Source organism: Agromyces sp. P2_B3 (assembly GCF_056404815.1).
In genome coordinates this window covers 135,486-150,975 of record NZ_JBFUDH010000007.1, presented here as the reverse complement: position 1 = coordinate 150,975, position 15,490 = coordinate 135,486, and the positions used below count along the sequence as shown (strand labels likewise).

Sequence of the window (15,490 nt, the reverse complement as noted above, 5' to 3'; positions counted from 1 at the left end):
GCGGGGTCAGCGCCGGTCCTCCGCGGCACGGCGCCCACGAGGCGCGGCGAGACCGAGGACGGCCGCCGCGAGGACTGTCGCTGCCGTGACCAGCCATCCGACGGCTCCCGAACCCGGCGCGTTGGTGGCCGCGAGCCCCGCTACGCCGGCGGGCACGCCGTCGGGCGTCGAGTGAAGCCCGCCGATGGGCTGCACCGCGAGGGCCAGGTTGGCGTCGTCCAGGCTGCCCCACGCGTAGACGATCGTGTTCGTCCCTTCGGCGACGTCGACGTCGGCCGGGCCGATGACAGGGGTGGTCGTGCCTGCAGCCGCGACGGACGCCGAGACGACACCCGAGGGCAGGGTGAGGATCTGCTCGTTCGGGTTCGTCAGGTTCGTGATGACGGGGGCTCCGCCGGCGAGCACGTCGACCGCGGGTGCTGCCGCGACGTGGCGCACGGTCAGCCGGCCCTCGCCGGACGCGATCTGCGAGATGTCGTTCGTGAAGAGCGTCGCGGTCGGCTCCCCCGCCACGGTGAGGTGGGCGACGGCGGTGTAGTTCTTGCCCGACTCCAGCGGGAGGTCGACCGGTCCGATCGCGGGAGACGATGCGTCCGCGGCATCCGACGCGGTGATGGCGACCGTGTAGGTGCCGGCGGGCAGCTCGAGCGGACCGCCGAGGTCGCCGGGCTCGAAGTCGTCGAGCTTGAGTTCGTTGTTGACGTACACGTCGACCGTGAGGCCGGGCACCCCGTGCAGCACGGAGAGCGTGGCCGGCGCGTCGGCGGCGTTGGCGGGCGCGACGGCACCGAGCACGATGAGCGCTCCGGCGCCGATGGCGGCAGTGAGGATCTTCTTCATGGTTCCCTCCAGGTCAGCCCGTAGGCGGGGCAGCGAGTTGCCTTCACCACCTACTTCGGCCGCCCGGCCCGAATCGGATGCACTCGTATGGAGTTCGAAAATGGGTGTGAGGAGCTGCATCCAAAGCCGCGAAAGAAAGCGAAGTACATAGTGTCGGGTGATCCCGCACCCGCCGACAGAAGGGAAAGTCCAATGAAGCGCATTCTCGCCACCGGATTCATCGTCGCGCTCGCCACGTTCGGCGTCGCCGGCACCGCCCACGCTGCGCCCGCCGACGCTGCCTGTTTCGGCCAGGTGCACAAGACCATCAACACCGAGGGCGCCCTCGGGTTCACGACCCCGCCCTCCCCCCCCCCCGACTCGTCTTGCGCCAGTCCAGGATGCGAACGCAATGCTGGCTCAAGTCGTCATCTCGCGGCGCCTACCATCGATCGTATGGACGACGCCGCACCGGATGGCCCCCTGATCGCTTCCCGCTCACTCACCCAGCGGGGCCTGCAGTTGGTGACCGAACGGCACCTCGCGACGCTCTCGACGATCGGACCCCGGGGTGAGCTGCACGTGGTCGCCGTCGGCTTCACCTACGTCGACGGTGTCGTCCGCATCATCACCAGCGGTGGCAGCCAGAAGGTCCGCAATGTCGAGCGCGACCACCGTGCCACCGTCGCGCAGGTGTCGGGGCCCGAATGGCTCAGCATCGCCGGCCGCGCCGTCGTCGAGCGCGATCCTCAGTCGATCGACCTCGCGGTTCGCCTCTACGCCGCGCGCTACCGGCAGCCCCGCGAGAATCCGAGCCGGGTCGTCATCCGCATCCACCCCGAGCGAGTTCTCGGCTCCCCCGGCATGTGGTCGGCGACGCCCGCCAGGACTTGATGTGCGTAGATCAGGTGAACTCGTCCGCGCGCTCATGGCCAGAGCAACCCGACGGATGCCGCTGGCTGCGTGAGCCCGCGGCATCCGGCAATCGAGCGCTACTGTCGGGCCATTGCGACACGCAGCCGCTCGGCGGGATCGATGAAGTGGTCGTTGTCCTCGGTGCCGGCGTCGATCTGGACCCAGCTGATCTTGCCCGTGAACCGGCTCGACCGCGACGTGTAGTCAGGGCTGACCATTGTGCCCGACTGGTAGCCGACGTCGGTGGTCTCGTCGGCCGAGAAGATCAGCGGCTGGGTGGCCCCGACGCGCCCCGTGCCGACCGCCTCGCCGTCGTGGTACAGGGTGACGCCGCCGCCCTTCGCGAGACCGCCGCCGTCGTACGCGAATTCCATGCGCACCTGATGGGTCCCAGCCGGGACCGCCCGATCGGCGGCGATCGTGAATTGCCGGATGCCGAGCACGTTGTAGGCGAACGTCACCATGCCGGTGTTCAGGTAGAGGCTCCAACCGCCGAACCGGCCGCCTTGCGCGATGATGACCCCGTTCGCGCCGCCGTCGGGCACCTGGAGTTCGGCGGTGACGGAGAACGACTTGTTCTTGATGCTCACGACACTCGACTCGGAGAGACGGCCCATGCCGGCGAAGAACAACTGGCTGTTCCCGCGAATGAGGGTCGGCCGCCCGGCGCTGACGGGATCGAGACGTTCTGCGGTGCGGTCGTCGATCGGCAGCACGTTGTACTTGACGGCCTCGATCAGCCAGAGCCGTTGCAGTTCGTGGAGGCGCTCAGGTTGCGCTGCGGCGAGGTCCCGGGCCTGGCTGTAGTCGGCGTTGCCGTCATAGAGCTCCCATACGTCGTCGTCGAAGGCCGGCACGACGCCGCCGACCATCTCCCACGGCGTGCGGTGCTTGGTGACGGCGCTCCACCCCGTGAAGTACACGCCGCGGTTCCCGAACATCTCGAAGTACTGCAGGTCGTGGCGCTCCGCGGCATCCGCTTCTCGGAAGCTGTAGAGCATCGAGGTTCCCTCCATCGGCGACTGCTGCACGCCGTTGACCATGGTCGGCTCGGGCAGGCCGGCAGCCTCGAGGATCGTCGGCGCCACGTCGATGCAGTGCGTGAACTGCGTGCGCAGCCCGCCTCGGTCGTCGATTCCGTTCGGCCAATGCACGATCGTGCCGTTGCGGGTGCCGCCCCAGTGGGACGCGACCTGCTTCGTCCACTGGAACGGCGTGTCCATCGCCCAGGCCCAGCCGACCGCGTAGTGGTTGTACGAGCTCGGTGACCCGAGCTCCTCGAGCTTGGATGCCAGGAACTCCGGCGTCTCGAGCGCGGCCATGCCGTTGAAGTTCGCCATCTCGTTGAACGCGCCGTTCAGCGTGCCCTCGGCGGAGGCTCCGTTGTCGCCGATGATGTAGTAGATCAGGGTGTCCTCGAGCACGCCGAGATCCTCGATCGCATCGAGGACCCGGCCGACATGATGGTCGGCGTGCTCGAGGAACCCGGCGTAGACCTCCATCTCCCGCTCGAGCACGGGCTTCAGCTCATCGGGCATTTCGTCCCAGGCCGGGATCTCGGCGTGCCGCGGGGTGAGCTCGGCATCGGCCGGGATGACGCCGAGTTCCTTCTGCTTGGCGAAGGTGGCCTCGCGCTGCGCGTCCCAGCCGGCGGCGAACTTCCCGGCGTACTTGTCGGCCCACTCCTTCGGCACGTGGTGCGGCGCGTGCGTGGCGCCGGGAGCGAAGTAGACGAAGAACGGTCGGTCGGGCATCAGTGCCTTCTGCGACCGGATCCAGCCGATCGCGTGATCGGCGAGGTCCTCCGTGAGGTGATACCCCTCCTCGGGCGTCGTCGGTGGTTCGACCGGGGTCGTGCCGTCGTACAGAGCAGGCTCCCACTGGTTGTCCTCGCCGCCGATGAACCCGTAGAACGTCTCGAACCCTCCACCGCCCGACGGCCACGAGTCGAACGGCCCCATCGGTGAGGACTGCCACACCGGGACCTCGTGGCACTTGCCGAACTGTGCAGTGGAGTATCCGTTGAGTTTCAGCGTCATCGCCAGCGGCGCCTTGGTGTTCGGTCGCAGCGAGCTGTTGCCCGGCGCCGAGGTCGCGGTCTCCGTGATGCTGCCCATGCCCACGGAGTGGTGGTTCCGCCCGCTGAGCAGCGCCGCGCGAGTCGGCGCGCAGAGTGCGGTGGTGTGGAACCGGTTGTATCGCAGTCCGCCCTCGGCGAGACGTTCGGCATTGGGTGTCTGACACGGGCCGCCGAACGCGCTCGACGCGCCGAAGCCGACGTCGTCGAGCAGGATGACGACCACGTTCGGGGCGCCCTCCGGCGGCAGCAGCGGCTGGATCGGCGGAAACGACGTATCGGGATCCTTCGCGTCGTAGGTCGTCAAGCGCGGTGCGGGCCGATCCGGAATCGGAAGCATCGAGCGTGCCTGTCGATCTGAACTCATGAGATCCCCTCGCCATCATGGGTTGATGTCGTCAAGCTAGCGACGCGGTGGCGAGTCCGCCTCATCTCATCTGGGTGATGCTGCACGGGGCCGACCGGGAAACGGCGCCCTCCATTCGATCCCGCCGGAGCCCACCCATCGCGTGTGGAGGCCTGGCGCAGCGTGACGCTCCGGGTCTATGCTCCCCAGCGTGGGGCGGTTGGGCGCCGAATGGCGGGCGGTCCGACGGCTCGAGCGGCAACTGCAAGCCTGGGGGCGATCGTGGCAGAGAACGGTGCGGTGGTTCGGGGGCGGTTCGAGCGGTGGTTCGAGCTCGAGGTGGTCGACCCGATGGCGGACTTCCAGAATCCGAAGCAGGAGTGGCGGCGCCTGTTCTCCGAGTTCTACGGCACCTTCTTCCTCGTGCTGGTCGCGGCCGGTGGCGGGATGATGAGCCAGGCGTTCCCCGACACGATCAGCCGCGCGGCAGCTGTGGTGGCCCCGGGACTCATGGTCATGGGGATCATCCTGTTCATGGGCAAGATCTCGGGCGCCCACCTCAACCCGGCCGTGACGCTCGCGTTCTCGTTGCGGGGTGACTTCCCATGGCGGCGGGTACCCGGTTACATCGTTGTGCAGCTGCTGGGGGCGGCCTGCGCAGCGTGGATCCTGCAGCCGATCATCGGCGTGTCCGCCTCATTCGGGTCGAACTATCCCGCCGACGGGTACTCGTCGTTCCAGGCGTTCCTCATGGAGGCGCTGCTGACCCTCGGCCTCGTGAGCGTCATCCTCGGAACCGCGTCGGGAGCTCAGAACGTGGGCGTGATCGGCGCGATCGGCGTCGGCGCCTACATCGCCCTCGCGGGGCTGTGGGGCAGCCCGATCTCGGGCACGTCGATGAACCCCGCACGCACCTTCGGTCCCGACCTCGCGAGCCTCGACTTCTCCGACTACTGGGTCTACGTCGCCGGCCCGATCGCCGGGGCCGTGGTCGCGGTGCTGCTGGCGTTCGTCCTACGCGGGTACGGCGGCGGCCGCACCGGCTCGGAAGCGGCGCAGGGCGTCATCGCCACCGACATCGCGCGTCCTGACCAGACCTGAACCGCGGCGAACGAACTGCGGCCCCGGGAACGGCCGCCGCGGGGTCGGTAGGGCGCTCGAGATGCGGCGGTAGCGCGGCGCGGGCGAAGCTCTTGCGTCGACGTTAGGGGGAGCTGGACGTCGAACTGGCTGAACCTTCCAGACACTGATCGAGACCGCGCCGCGTCCCCGAACAGATGGCGTGGCGGCTGGTGAGCAGGGCCGACCAACTCGGCGTGCTCTGCGCCTCGACGTTGAAGTTCAGCAACGTCAGGCCCTCCCGGGTCGTCGGCTGCTTCGCCGCGGCACCGTTCGCCCTGACGCGGTTCGCGGCGAATCGAAATCGTGGACGTGCACCCCCCCGTTCAGGAGGGCCCGCCAGACCACTTCTCGACCAAAAGTGCTGGATCTCGTCCGATCCTCGCTCTATTCCGTCGTCTGGCGACATCGGAGAAGACCCACTGCGAGGTCGGCCGCCTCACGGGCCGGCAACTCGATCGATACGACGTGGCCGCGCTCGTCAGCGCCGAGCGGCTCGAGGGTCGCGAGCTGAGAGGCCAGCATCGTGGCGGGCATGAAGTGGCCTGTTCGCTGCCCGATCCGTTCGGCGAGACGAGCCTCGCTGCCGTCGAGGTGGACGAAGTCGACGTCGGCCCCACTGTCCCGGCTCAGCGCCTCCCGGTAGGAACGTCGCAGCGCCGAGCACGCGACGACGACCGCGTGTCCCGCCGCATGCTCCTCTCGGATGCGGGCCGCGACCCGGGCGAGCCACGGCCAGCGGTCGTCATCTGTGAGCGGGACCCCGGCGGCCATCCGCGTCTTGGCGTCCGCCGAGTGCAGGCTGTCGGCTTCGACGAAGACGGCCCCGAGGCGCTCGGCGATGGCGGCGGCGAGCGTCGATTTCCCCGAGCCCGCCACCCCCATCACCACGACGGGAGGCTGCGGGCCCGACGAGGTTGCGCCGGTCATCGGTCACCAGTCATGAACGGTGCCGTCGAGGAGACGGTTGTACGGCAGGTAGGCCTGCTCGTACGGGTACTTCCCCGCTTCGTCGATGTTGAGTTCGACACCGAGACCGGGCTTGTCACCTGGGTGCAGGTAGCCGTCGGTCCAGGTGAAGGACTGCTCGAACACGTGGTCGGTCTTCGCGCCGTGGCGCATGTACTCCTGGATACCGAAGTTGTGGATCGACAGCCCGAGGTGCATGGCGGCTGCCATGCCGACCGGGGAGATGTCGGTCGGGCCGTGCATGCCGGACTTGATCTGGTACATCGCGGCGTAATCGAGCGTCTTCTTCAGCGGCGAGATGCCGCCCATGTGGGTGACCGCGCCACGCACGTAGTCGATGAGCTGGTCGCGGATGATGTCCTTGAAGTCCCACACCGTGTTGAAGATCTCGCCGATCGCGAGAGGTGTCGTGGTGTGCTGGCGTACGAGGCGCAGGGCCTCCTGGTTCTCGGCCGGGGTGCAGTCCTCGAGCCAGAACAGGTCGTACGGCTCGAGGTCCTTTCCGAGGCGCGCGGCCTGGATCGGTGTCATGCGGTGGTGCCCGTCGTGCAGCAGCGGGACGTCCGGACCGAACTCGTTGCGGACGGCTTCGAAGACCCCGGGCAAGTGGTTCAGATAGGCGCGCGTATCCCAGTCTTCCTCGACCGGCTTGGCTCCGCGGCGTGCCGGCTCATGGTCGTATCGCACGGATGCGTCGCCGACGTCGGCGCCTTGCGCAGCGATGCCATAGATCGCCTTCAGCGTCGGCACGCCCGTCTGCACGCGGATGGCGCGATACCCCTGCTCCTGATGGGAACGGATGGAGTCGAACAGTTCGGGGAGTTCCTTGCCGGACGCGTGCCCGTACGCCATCAGCCCGTTCCTCGAGGCGCCACCGAGCAACTGGTACACCGGCATTCCCGCGGCCTTGCCCTTGATGTCCCACAGCGCCATGTCCACCGCGGCGATCGCCGCCATGGTGACCGGACCGCGCCGCCAGTACGCCGAACGGTAGAGGAACTGCCACGTGTCCTCGATCTTCGCGGCATCCGCCCCGATGAGCAGGGGCACGACGTGTTCGGTCAGGTACGCGACGACCGCGAGCTCGCGCCCGTTCAGCGTCGCGTCGCCGAGGCCGGTCAGGCCGTCGTCTGTCGTCAGCTTCAGCGTGACGAAGTTGCGGTCGGGGCTGGTGACGATGACCTCAGCCTTGTCGATGATCATGCTCATGGTGTTGCTCCGTGGATCGTGGTGAGCGGGTTTTCGGGGTCAGGATGTCTCGAGCGCGGTGACCGCGTCGGCGACGTGTGCGGCGAAGCCGGCGTCATCCGCGAGGCGTGCATTCAATGCGGCGAGCAGGGTGTGCCGGGCGGATGCATCGAGGTCGGCGATCGCGGGCTGGTCGATGCCGTCCGGGACTGGTGCACAGCCGGCGCGCACGCCGAGCATCCACGCGGCGATCGCGGCGGCGCAACCGGGCGCCTCCTGCCCCGACGCGAGTTGGCCGAGCGCGACCGGCACGATGCGCAACCGCATCTTGGTGGTCGAGTCCTGCGCGATCTGCGCGAGACGGTGCTCGATGCGGGGGTTGCGGAAGCGTTCGAGGAGCGCGGCCCGGTAGTCGGCGAGGTCGAACCCGGGCAGCTGCCGGGCGTCGTCGTCCCAGAGCGCTTCGACGAGGTCGCTGCAGGCCGGGTCCTCGATCGCGGCCGAGACGACGGTGTGGCCGCGGGTCTGGCCGAAGGTCGCGAGAACGGTGTGGGCGCCGTTCAGCATCCAGAGCTTGCGGTTCTCCCACGGGGCGATCTCCTCGACGAACCTGGCGCCCGCGGATTCCCAGTCCGGGCGGCCGGCGGGGAAGTCGCCCGCGAGCACCCAGTCGGAGAACGGCTCGGTCACGACCGGCGCTGCGTCGAGCCATCCGGTGGCCCCGAGGACGGCGGGCGACTCGGCTACGGCGTCGATCGCCGGCGTGATGCGGTCGATCGAGGTCGAGACGACCGAGACCGACGCCCCCAACCACGCGGCGAGGTCGGGCGATGTCCGCCCGGCGAGGTCGGCCAGCGCGCGTCCCAGGAGCCCGCCGTTGTCGGGCAGGTTGTCGCAGGGCACGAGCGCGATCGGGCCCGCGTCGGCGCGGCGCCTGGCGTCGAGGCCCAGCAGGACCCGGCCGAGCGCGGTCGCGGGCCGGACGGCGTCTGTCGTGTCGCCGGGGGCGTCGCGCGTGAACGCGTTCCGAAGCCGTTCGACATCGGATGCGACGGCCTCATCCTCGAGGTCCGGAGTACCGTCGGCGGCGAGCCGGTAGCCGGCCTCGGTGATCGTGAGCGTGAGGATCGCGACCTGAGGGTCGGCGACGGCCATGACGAACCGGGGCACGTCGTCGCCGGCTTCGACGCGCACGATCGATGGAATCAGCTCGAACCGGTCGCCGTCCGCGGCGCGCTCCACGAGTGTGTACAGGCCGTCCTGCGGGCCGAGCCGGTCGACGAGGTCGCGGCTGCGACCGGTGAACGCGGCGATCCCCCACTCGTCGGCATCGGCCGCGTGCGCCGTATACCAGGCCTGGTGCGCGCGATGGAACGCGCCGAGACCCAAGTGCACGATCCGCTCCGGCGGAGTCGGGACCCCTGCCGCGGCACGTGACAGGCGCACGTCGGCGAGAGCTGTCGTGGCGGCGGTCACAGCTTGAAGACCTCTCGGGGAATGGCGTCGACCAGGTCGTCGATGATGCGCTCCGCGGCATCCATGCGCACCCGGCCCTCGACGACCAGACGCGCGAGGAACCCGGCGTCGACCCGGCGTGCCGTGTCGTGACGTGCCGGGATCGACAGGAATGCCCGCGTGTCGTCGATGAACCCGCTCGAGCGGTAGAAGCCCGCGGTCTCGGTCACGGCGGCGCGGTGTCGGGCGATCGCGTCGGGCGCGTCGAGGAACCACCACGGTGCACCCAGGTACACGCTCCGGTAGAACCCTGCGAGCGGCGCGAGATCACGGGAGTAGGTGGTCTCGTCGACCGCGAACAGCACGAGATGGAAGTGAGGCTCCAGGCCGTAACGCTCCAGCAGCGGTCGGATGCCGCGCGTGAACTCGGTCGCGACCGGGATGTCGTGACCGGTGTCCGGTCCGAACCGGGCGTGCGTGGCGCTCGAGTGGTTGCGGAGCACACCCGGGTGGATCGTCATCACGAGTCCGTCAGCGACGCTCATGCGCGCCATCTGCACGAGCATGTGCCCGCGGAACGCGCGCCGCTCCCCCGCACTCGCGTTCCCGGCGACCGCAGCCTGGAAGAGCCGCTCACCCTCTGCAGGGTCGAGGTCGACCGTGAACAACTCCTCGACCCCGTGATCCGTCGAGACCGCCCCGTGCCGGATGAAGTGCGCGCGCCGGTCTTCGAGCCCGCCGAGGTACCCGGCGAAGTCACCGGGTTGTCCGGTCGCGGCGAGCAGCCTCTCGACGTTGCCCGCGAACGCGACCGCGTCGGGATCGAGATACCGGTCCGGTCGGAACGTCGGAACCACTCGCCCGGGGAGGCCGGATGCCGCGAGTGCGGCATGCTCGGACAGGTCGTCGAGCGGGTCGTCGGTGGTCGCGAGGAACTCGATGCCGAATCGCTCGAACAGTGCGCGCGGTCGGAACTCCGGACGCACCAGCGTCGCGGTGATCTCGTCGAAGATCGCATCCGCCGTGTCGGGGCCGAGCGGCGTCGTGATACCGAAGACCCCGTCGAGCTCCTCCTCGATCCAGTACCCCGACGCCGTGCCCGCGAACCGGTGCCAGTGCGCCGCGAGCCTGCGCCACACCGTGCGAGCATCGCGCCCGGCAGCCTCGTCCACGACCAGGTCGGCGAGGTCGACCCCTGCGGCGTGCAGGAGGCGGGTCACGTAGTGGTCACCGGTGACCAGCAACGCCACCGGATCCGCATACGGCTCGTTGTCGAGCAGCAGCGACGGCGGCACATGCCCGTGCGGCGAGATGATCGGGCTCCCCGCCACACGCTCGTACAGATCGAGCGCGACCGCACGCGTCGTCGGGTCGACCGGCAGCAGCCTGGCGGGATTTCGGGACGGCGAGGTCATTTGGCGATGAGGTTGAGCTGTGCGTTCAACGCGGCGACGTGCTCGCTGGACACGCCACCGGCCTGCTTGATGAGCTTCTCCACGCTCATCCGGTCGACGATGGCCTGCATGGCCGGCGGAATCTCGACGCCATGACCGACCTCACCCCGGCTCGTCGACACGGCTTCGAGGACCGAGGCGATCACGCGGGCACCGTCCTCGGACTGCTTGATGTCGCCGAGCGAGTCGCGAACGGAGAAGTACCCGACCGGGCTCGGCAGCTCGGCCTCGTCGAACCAGTTCGCGATGGACGTCGTGGGCATCACGCTCGCCGCAGGAACCTCGTCCACCCGGCGGAGCACGATGGTGTCGGCAAGATCGCCGGAGCGGGCGGTGATCTCGTGCTCGCCGGTCAGGGGGACCCGGAAGCGGAAGCTCCGACGCCCCTCGACCGCGCCGACCTCGACGCCGTCGACCGACAGCACGACCCGCTCCTGGTTCGAATACACGATCACCTCGGTGACATCCTCCGCCCGTTCGGCGCGACGACGACCCGCGACATGCACGAACGGCTCGCTCGACCACGCCGCCTTGTACACGTAGAAGGCGTCCTTCTTCAGCGATCGGTTGAACGAGACGAGCCCCTTCTGGTTGCGGCCGGCAGCGCCGCCCTCGTCACGACCGGCGGACCCGAAGTCCGCGAGGTTCCACACGTGTGTGGCCCACAGCCACGGCCGCGCCTCGATCATGCCGACCATGTGCTCGTGGTACAACGCCTGGTAGCCCTCGGTGTAGTCGCCCTTCTCGGGAGCGGCCGACTGGAACTGCGCGTTCGCATCCGCCCCGTACTCTGCGAGCCCGATCGCGATCTCGGGGTATGCCGCGTGGAAGTCGTCGAGCCAGGTGTCGTTGTCAGCGACCTCGCCGACGTACCAACCGAAGTAGAGGTTGTACGACATGACGTCGGGCAGACCGACCAATGGATGGTCGGTCTCGAGGAGGAACAGGTTCGCCATGGCGGTGAGGCGGGTCGGATCGAGCGCGTGAGCGAGATCGTTCAACTCGCGGTGGGCGGCGAGCACATCCTCGCCCGATCCGGCGAGGGTGATCTCGTTCGACAAGCCCCACGAGATGATGCTCGCGTGGTGGCGGTTCTGCACGATCAGCTCGGTGAGCTGGTCGCGAGCGTTGGCGGTCGCTCCGTGGAGGAAGACGGTGATCTGCGGGATCTCCGCCCACACGACCAGACCCGCCTCGTCGCAGAGGTCGTAGAAGCGCTGGTCGTGCTGGTAGTGCGCGAGCCGCACGGTCGTTGCACCGAGCTCCAGGACCAACGCGAGATCCTGCTGCTTGACCTCTTCCGTGATCGCGTTGCCGATGCCCTCGAAGTCCTGATGACGCGACACTCCGCGAAGCGGGTACTCCTCGCCGTTCAGCAGGAAGCCGCGCTGCGGGTCGACCTCGAACTCGCGGCAGCCGAACCGCAGCTCGACCTCGTCGAGCACCACGTCGCCGGCAAGGAGTTCGGCTCGGGCCGTGTAGAGGTGCGGGTCGCGCAGGCCGTGCCAGCGGTGCACGTGCTCGATCGAGAGCGTCGCGTTCGCCTCACCGTCGACGAGAGGCACGGTCACGGTCGCTTCGCCGTCGATGGTGAAGCGCACGCCGGTCGCAGATCCGCCGGAGGTCGTGGCCACCGCCGCGCTGACCGCGACCTCGGCGCGGTCGCCGTCGAGGTCGGCGGTGACGATCAGGCCGGGGCCGCCATTGCCGGCGAGGTCGAAGTGTTCCCGCCCGACGGTGATCTGGCGCACCTCGCGGTAGATGCCGCCGTAGAAGGTGAAGTCGGCCTGCTGCGGGTACACCCGCTCGTTCTTCGCGTTGTCCACGATCACGACGAGCGTTCCCGATCCGTCCGCGAGCCCATCCGTCAGGTTCACGCGGAAGGTCGAGTAGCCGCCATCGTGAGTCGTGAGGAGGCGTCCGTCCAGGTACACCTCGGCCGACGAGTTCACGCCCGCGAACTCGACCCAGGTCTCGACATCCGACCGGTCGGCCTCGATGACGCGTGCATACGTCGAGCGACCGCGACGGTACTCGCCGCCGGCCTGTCCGTCGATCGCGTTCCAGGTGTGCGGCAGCACGACCTGCTCACCCGCAGCCGCGATCTCGTCCCAACTCGACCCCACGGGCAGTTCGACGGGCGAGTACGCCCACCCGTCATGGATCGCCCTGGCCCGGCGGGCGTCGGTGGCAGCGGGCTGCGTCATGGGAGTCTCCTTCGACGAGAGTTCGCCGGCGCGCGCCGGCTGGGCTCCACCACGATACGAACCACGGATGGGCGCATGATAGAACTGATCACGCGCGATCAGAACTGATTCGGCACACTCTTGCAGGTCACACGAACCGAGGCACATCGATGACGATGACGTCGCATGCACCTCCGCAGGACGCACTCGAGCCCATCGCGGCCGCGGTGGCCGAGGTCCTGAGCTGCCCGATCGAACTCACGACCGACATCGCACCGGCACTCGACGCGTTCGAGTCGGCGCACTGCCTCGACCCGCGCATCCAACCTGCCTTCACTGCGTCGGTGCTCCGAGGGTTCGTGCGCGACATGGACCGGCAGGTCGTGCATGAGATCCGTGAGCCGCTCGGGATGGCGATCGCACTCGTCCGCTGGGACGACCGCCTGCTCGTCATCGGCCCGTACACGCACGAGCCCATGCATCCGGGTGTCGCCGAAGAGGCCATGAGCCGGTTGGGCATTCCCAGTGCCCACCTCCCGATCTACAAGCACTACCGCACCAGGTACGCGATCGTCGATGCCGAGTACGTGTACCGCGGAGCTGCCAGTCTGCTTCGCGCAGGTGGCGGCGAGGACGCGCTCGGCAGCCTTCGCGAGGTCGAGGCCGAAGGCGGGACGATCGCCCCCGGGGTCGGGGAGGCTCTGCAATCTGCCGCATTCACCGTGATCGAAGAGCGGTACCGACTCGAACGGGAGTTCATGGACGCGGTCGAGGAGGGCTCATCCGAACGAGCGCTCTCCGCCTTGCAACGCATGGGACGGATGCCGCAGACGATCAGCTACCTGAACACGCCGTTCCTCGGCACGACCATCTTGCGGATCATGGCCAGAGTCGCGGCGCAGCGCGGCGGGCTGCCGCCGGTGACCGTCGATGCGATCTCACAGGAGTATGCGCAACGGCTGCACCGCATCGGCCATTCTTCTGACCAGAAACGTTCCGCCTCGTTCACCGCGCAGATGGTCACGGAGTTCTGCCGGTACGTCCGACGTCACAACCAGCGCGAGTATCCGCCGCTGGTGCGTCGCGTCGCCGACGAGATCGACCTCCACCTCAGCCGCCACGTCTCGACGACCGAGCTCGCGGACCGGCTCGGAGTATCCGCCTCCACGCTCGCGCGCCACTTCAAGTCGGCGACCGGCATGACCATCGTCGCGTACACAGCCCAGCAGCGGGCCGAGCGCGCGGCCCGACTGCTCGCCACGACGACGCAGAGCGTGCGCGATATCGCGCTGTTCGTCGGCTACGACGACGCGAACTACTTCGTGAAGGTGTTCCGAGAGGCGCACGGCATGACGCCGACCGCCTATCGCGAGGCTCACACGACTTGACGCGTCCGAGGGCCGCGGATCTGCGATCCGCGGCCCTCGAGATCGCCGCTCGTCAGGCGAGCACGCCCTCGGTTTCAATGTGCGCTGCCTGCAGCGCTTCCTTCTTCTCGGCGACGCGCTTCTGCACCTCGATCATCTCGGTTCGGTCGAGCTTGTAGCCGCGCATGGCGATCAGCGAGATCGCCCAGCCGAGGATCGGCAGGCCGAAGAACAACGCGAGGCTCATCAGCAGGATCGCGGTTGACGGGCTGTCAGTGGGCTGGGGCATCACCGTCGTGAACCCGATCAGCGCGACGGCGCCGAGGGCGAGCGCCGCCCCGAGCGACGAGATGATCTGGTCGACGATGTTGTACGTCGCCGTGACCGTGGCCGGCAGGAACTTTCCTGAGCGGTCGAGCTCGTAGTCGATGACGTCGGCCCGCATGGCGCCCTGCGCGACGGTGACCACCATCGAGGTGCCGTTCAGCAGCAGGTAGACGAGGAAGAACCCGATCGTGAGCCCCAGGTTGCCGAGGATGGAGCCCATGTCGACCACCAGGCAGAACACGGTCAGCATCACGGCGAGGATCAGGCAGAGCCAGGTCCACGTGATGGTGGCGGCCTTCGAGCCGTGCTTGCCGGTGTAGCGCGAACCGAAGATCGCGAACACGATTCCCGGGAGGATCGCGACGAGGCCGAGCACCGATCCGAGCTGCATGTTGCCGAGCAGGATGCCCCACATGAGCGTCCCGATGACGGCCTGCGACTTCACCACCTGGGCCAGCTTGTCGGAGGCGCCGCTGATCAGGAAGCGCTGGAACGGCCCGTTCTTGGTCAGCAGGTTCCACATGTCGCGCATCGAGACGTCGGCCTTGGCGCGGTCGACCGAGACGTGGGCGAAGTTCTCGGGCTTGTCGATGCGGGAGACGCCGACGCAGGCGAGGATCTGGAACACCAGCGAGCAGGCCACGTAGGTGAGCGCGGTCTCGCTCAGCATCTCGACCGTGAACTGGTTGCCGTGGCGCGGCAGGAAGACCACCGTCGAGAGGATCGAGAAGATCGCGGGCACGAAGTACGCGTAGACGGTGGCCCACACCTGCACGGACGGCCGCTGCCGAGGGTCGTTGGTGAGCACCGGTCCGGTCATCTGCCCGGCGATGTCGTTCATCGAGGATCCGATGATGTAGACGACGTAGATCGCGATGAAGAACACGGCGCCGAACCCACTGTCGGGGGCCCAGACGAAGAGCAGCAGGATCGCAAGGGATCGGATCGCCCAACCACCGAGCATGAAGAAGCGCAGCTTGCCGAACCGGAAGTCGACCTTCTCGATGATCAGCGCGAGCAGCGGGTCGATCAGTCCGTCGAAGACGCGAGTGAGTGTGAGGATGAGCCCCGCCGCGGCGACCGCGATGCCGTAGCCGGCGTTCTGCAGGTAGCTCATGAGGCCGACGAGGACGTAGAAGATCATCGCCGAGCCGTTGTTCATCTGGGAGAGGGCGATCTCCCACGTCTTGGCGCGACGGTAGGTGACGCCGTCCGCCTCGCTGGCCGTCTGCTTCGGGTTACGCGCCATTGCGTGTTCGCTCCTTCGA

At 68.3% G+C, this 15,490-nt stretch carries 11 protein-coding genes; 3 read left to right on the top strand and 8 right to left on the bottom strand.

Translation table 11 applies throughout. The features are described 5' to 3' along the window. Positions 1 to 6 precede the first annotated feature (6 nt). A complete protein-coding gene (locus AC1DZA_RS12305; RefSeq protein WP_476772949.1) occupies positions 7 to 840 on the bottom strand; it encodes a DUF4397 domain-containing protein in 834 nt (277 codons plus the stop codon). Positions 841 to 1,032: 192 nt separating this feature from the next. Here AC1DZA_RS12305 and AC1DZA_RS12300 point away from each other — a divergent pair, with 192 nt between their 5' ends. Next, positions 1,033 to 1,713: a pyridoxamine 5'-phosphate oxidase family protein gene (locus AC1DZA_RS12300; RefSeq protein WP_476772948.1), complete on the top strand. Its 681-nt coding sequence runs from the start codon at positions 1,033 to 1,035 to the stop codon at positions 1,711 to 1,713. A 98-nt stretch (positions 1,714 to 1,811) separates the two neighbouring features. Here the strand turns inward: AC1DZA_RS12300 and AC1DZA_RS12295 are convergent, their stop codons facing one another. Continuing rightward, a complete protein-coding gene (locus AC1DZA_RS12295; protein WP_476772947.1) occupies positions 1,812 to 4,178 on the bottom strand; it encodes a sulfatase-like hydrolase/transferase in 2,367 nt (788 codons plus the stop codon). Between the two features lie 261 nt (positions 4,179 to 4,439). Between AC1DZA_RS12295 and AC1DZA_RS12290 the strand changes: the two genes are divergently transcribed. Beyond that, on the top strand, positions 4,440 to 5,258 hold the full coding sequence (locus AC1DZA_RS12290) for an MIP/aquaporin family protein (RefSeq protein WP_476762208.1): 819 nt from the start codon (positions 4,440 to 4,442) through the stop codon (positions 5,256 to 5,258). Between the two features lie 405 nt (positions 5,259 to 5,663). Here AC1DZA_RS12290 and AC1DZA_RS12285 read toward each other — a convergent pair whose 3' ends face one another. From AC1DZA_RS12285 to AC1DZA_RS12265, 5 genes are read right to left on the bottom strand one after another with little or no spacing between them, the layout of a single operon-like run. Further along, on the bottom strand, positions 5,664 to 6,206 hold the full coding sequence (locus AC1DZA_RS12285; RefSeq protein ID WP_476762207.1) for a gluconokinase: 543 nt from the start codon (positions 6,204 to 6,206) through the stop codon (positions 5,664 to 5,666). 3 nt (positions 6,207 to 6,209) lie between these two features. Next, positions 6,210 to 7,448: a D-mannonate dehydratase ManD gene (gene manD / locus AC1DZA_RS12280; RefSeq protein WP_476773035.1), complete on the bottom strand. Its 1,239-nt coding sequence runs from the start codon at positions 7,446 to 7,448 to the stop codon at positions 6,210 to 6,212. 45 nt (positions 7,449 to 7,493) lie between these two features. Next, the gene (locus tag AC1DZA_RS12275; protein WP_476762206.1) at positions 7,494 to 8,909 is read right to left on the bottom strand and encodes a mannitol dehydrogenase family protein; all 1,416 of its coding nucleotides are present in this window, start codon (positions 8,907 to 8,909) and stop codon (positions 7,494 to 7,496) included. Then, complete coding sequence (gene uxaC / locus AC1DZA_RS12270) at positions 8,906 to 10,303, bottom strand: glucuronate isomerase (protein ID WP_476762205.1); 1,398 nt, start codon at positions 10,301 to 10,303, stop codon at positions 8,906 to 8,908. The genes AC1DZA_RS12275 and uxaC overlap by 4 nt, the downstream gene beginning before the upstream one ends. Beyond that, positions 10,300 to 12,549, bottom strand: coding sequence for a glycoside hydrolase family 2 protein (locus tag AC1DZA_RS12265; RefSeq protein ID WP_476772946.1), 2,250 nt, complete (start codon positions 12,547 to 12,549; stop codon positions 10,300 to 10,302). The genes uxaC and AC1DZA_RS12265 overlap by 4 nt, the downstream gene beginning before the upstream one ends. A 149-nt stretch (positions 12,550 to 12,698) precedes the next feature. On the opposite strand from AC1DZA_RS12265, the gene AC1DZA_RS12260 reads away from it, so the two are divergent. Then, positions 12,699 to 13,916, top strand: coding sequence for a helix-turn-helix transcriptional regulator (locus AC1DZA_RS12260; RefSeq protein ID WP_476761538.1), 1,218 nt, complete (start codon positions 12,699 to 12,701; stop codon positions 13,914 to 13,916). A 52-nt stretch (positions 13,917 to 13,968) separates the two neighbouring features. Here the strand turns inward: AC1DZA_RS12260 and AC1DZA_RS12255 are convergent, their stop codons facing one another. Beyond that, complete coding sequence (locus tag AC1DZA_RS12255) at positions 13,969 to 15,471, bottom strand: MFS transporter (RefSeq protein ID WP_476772945.1); 1,503 nt, start codon at positions 15,469 to 15,471, stop codon at positions 13,969 to 13,971. Between the last annotated feature and the right edge of the window lie 19 nt (positions 15,472 to 15,490).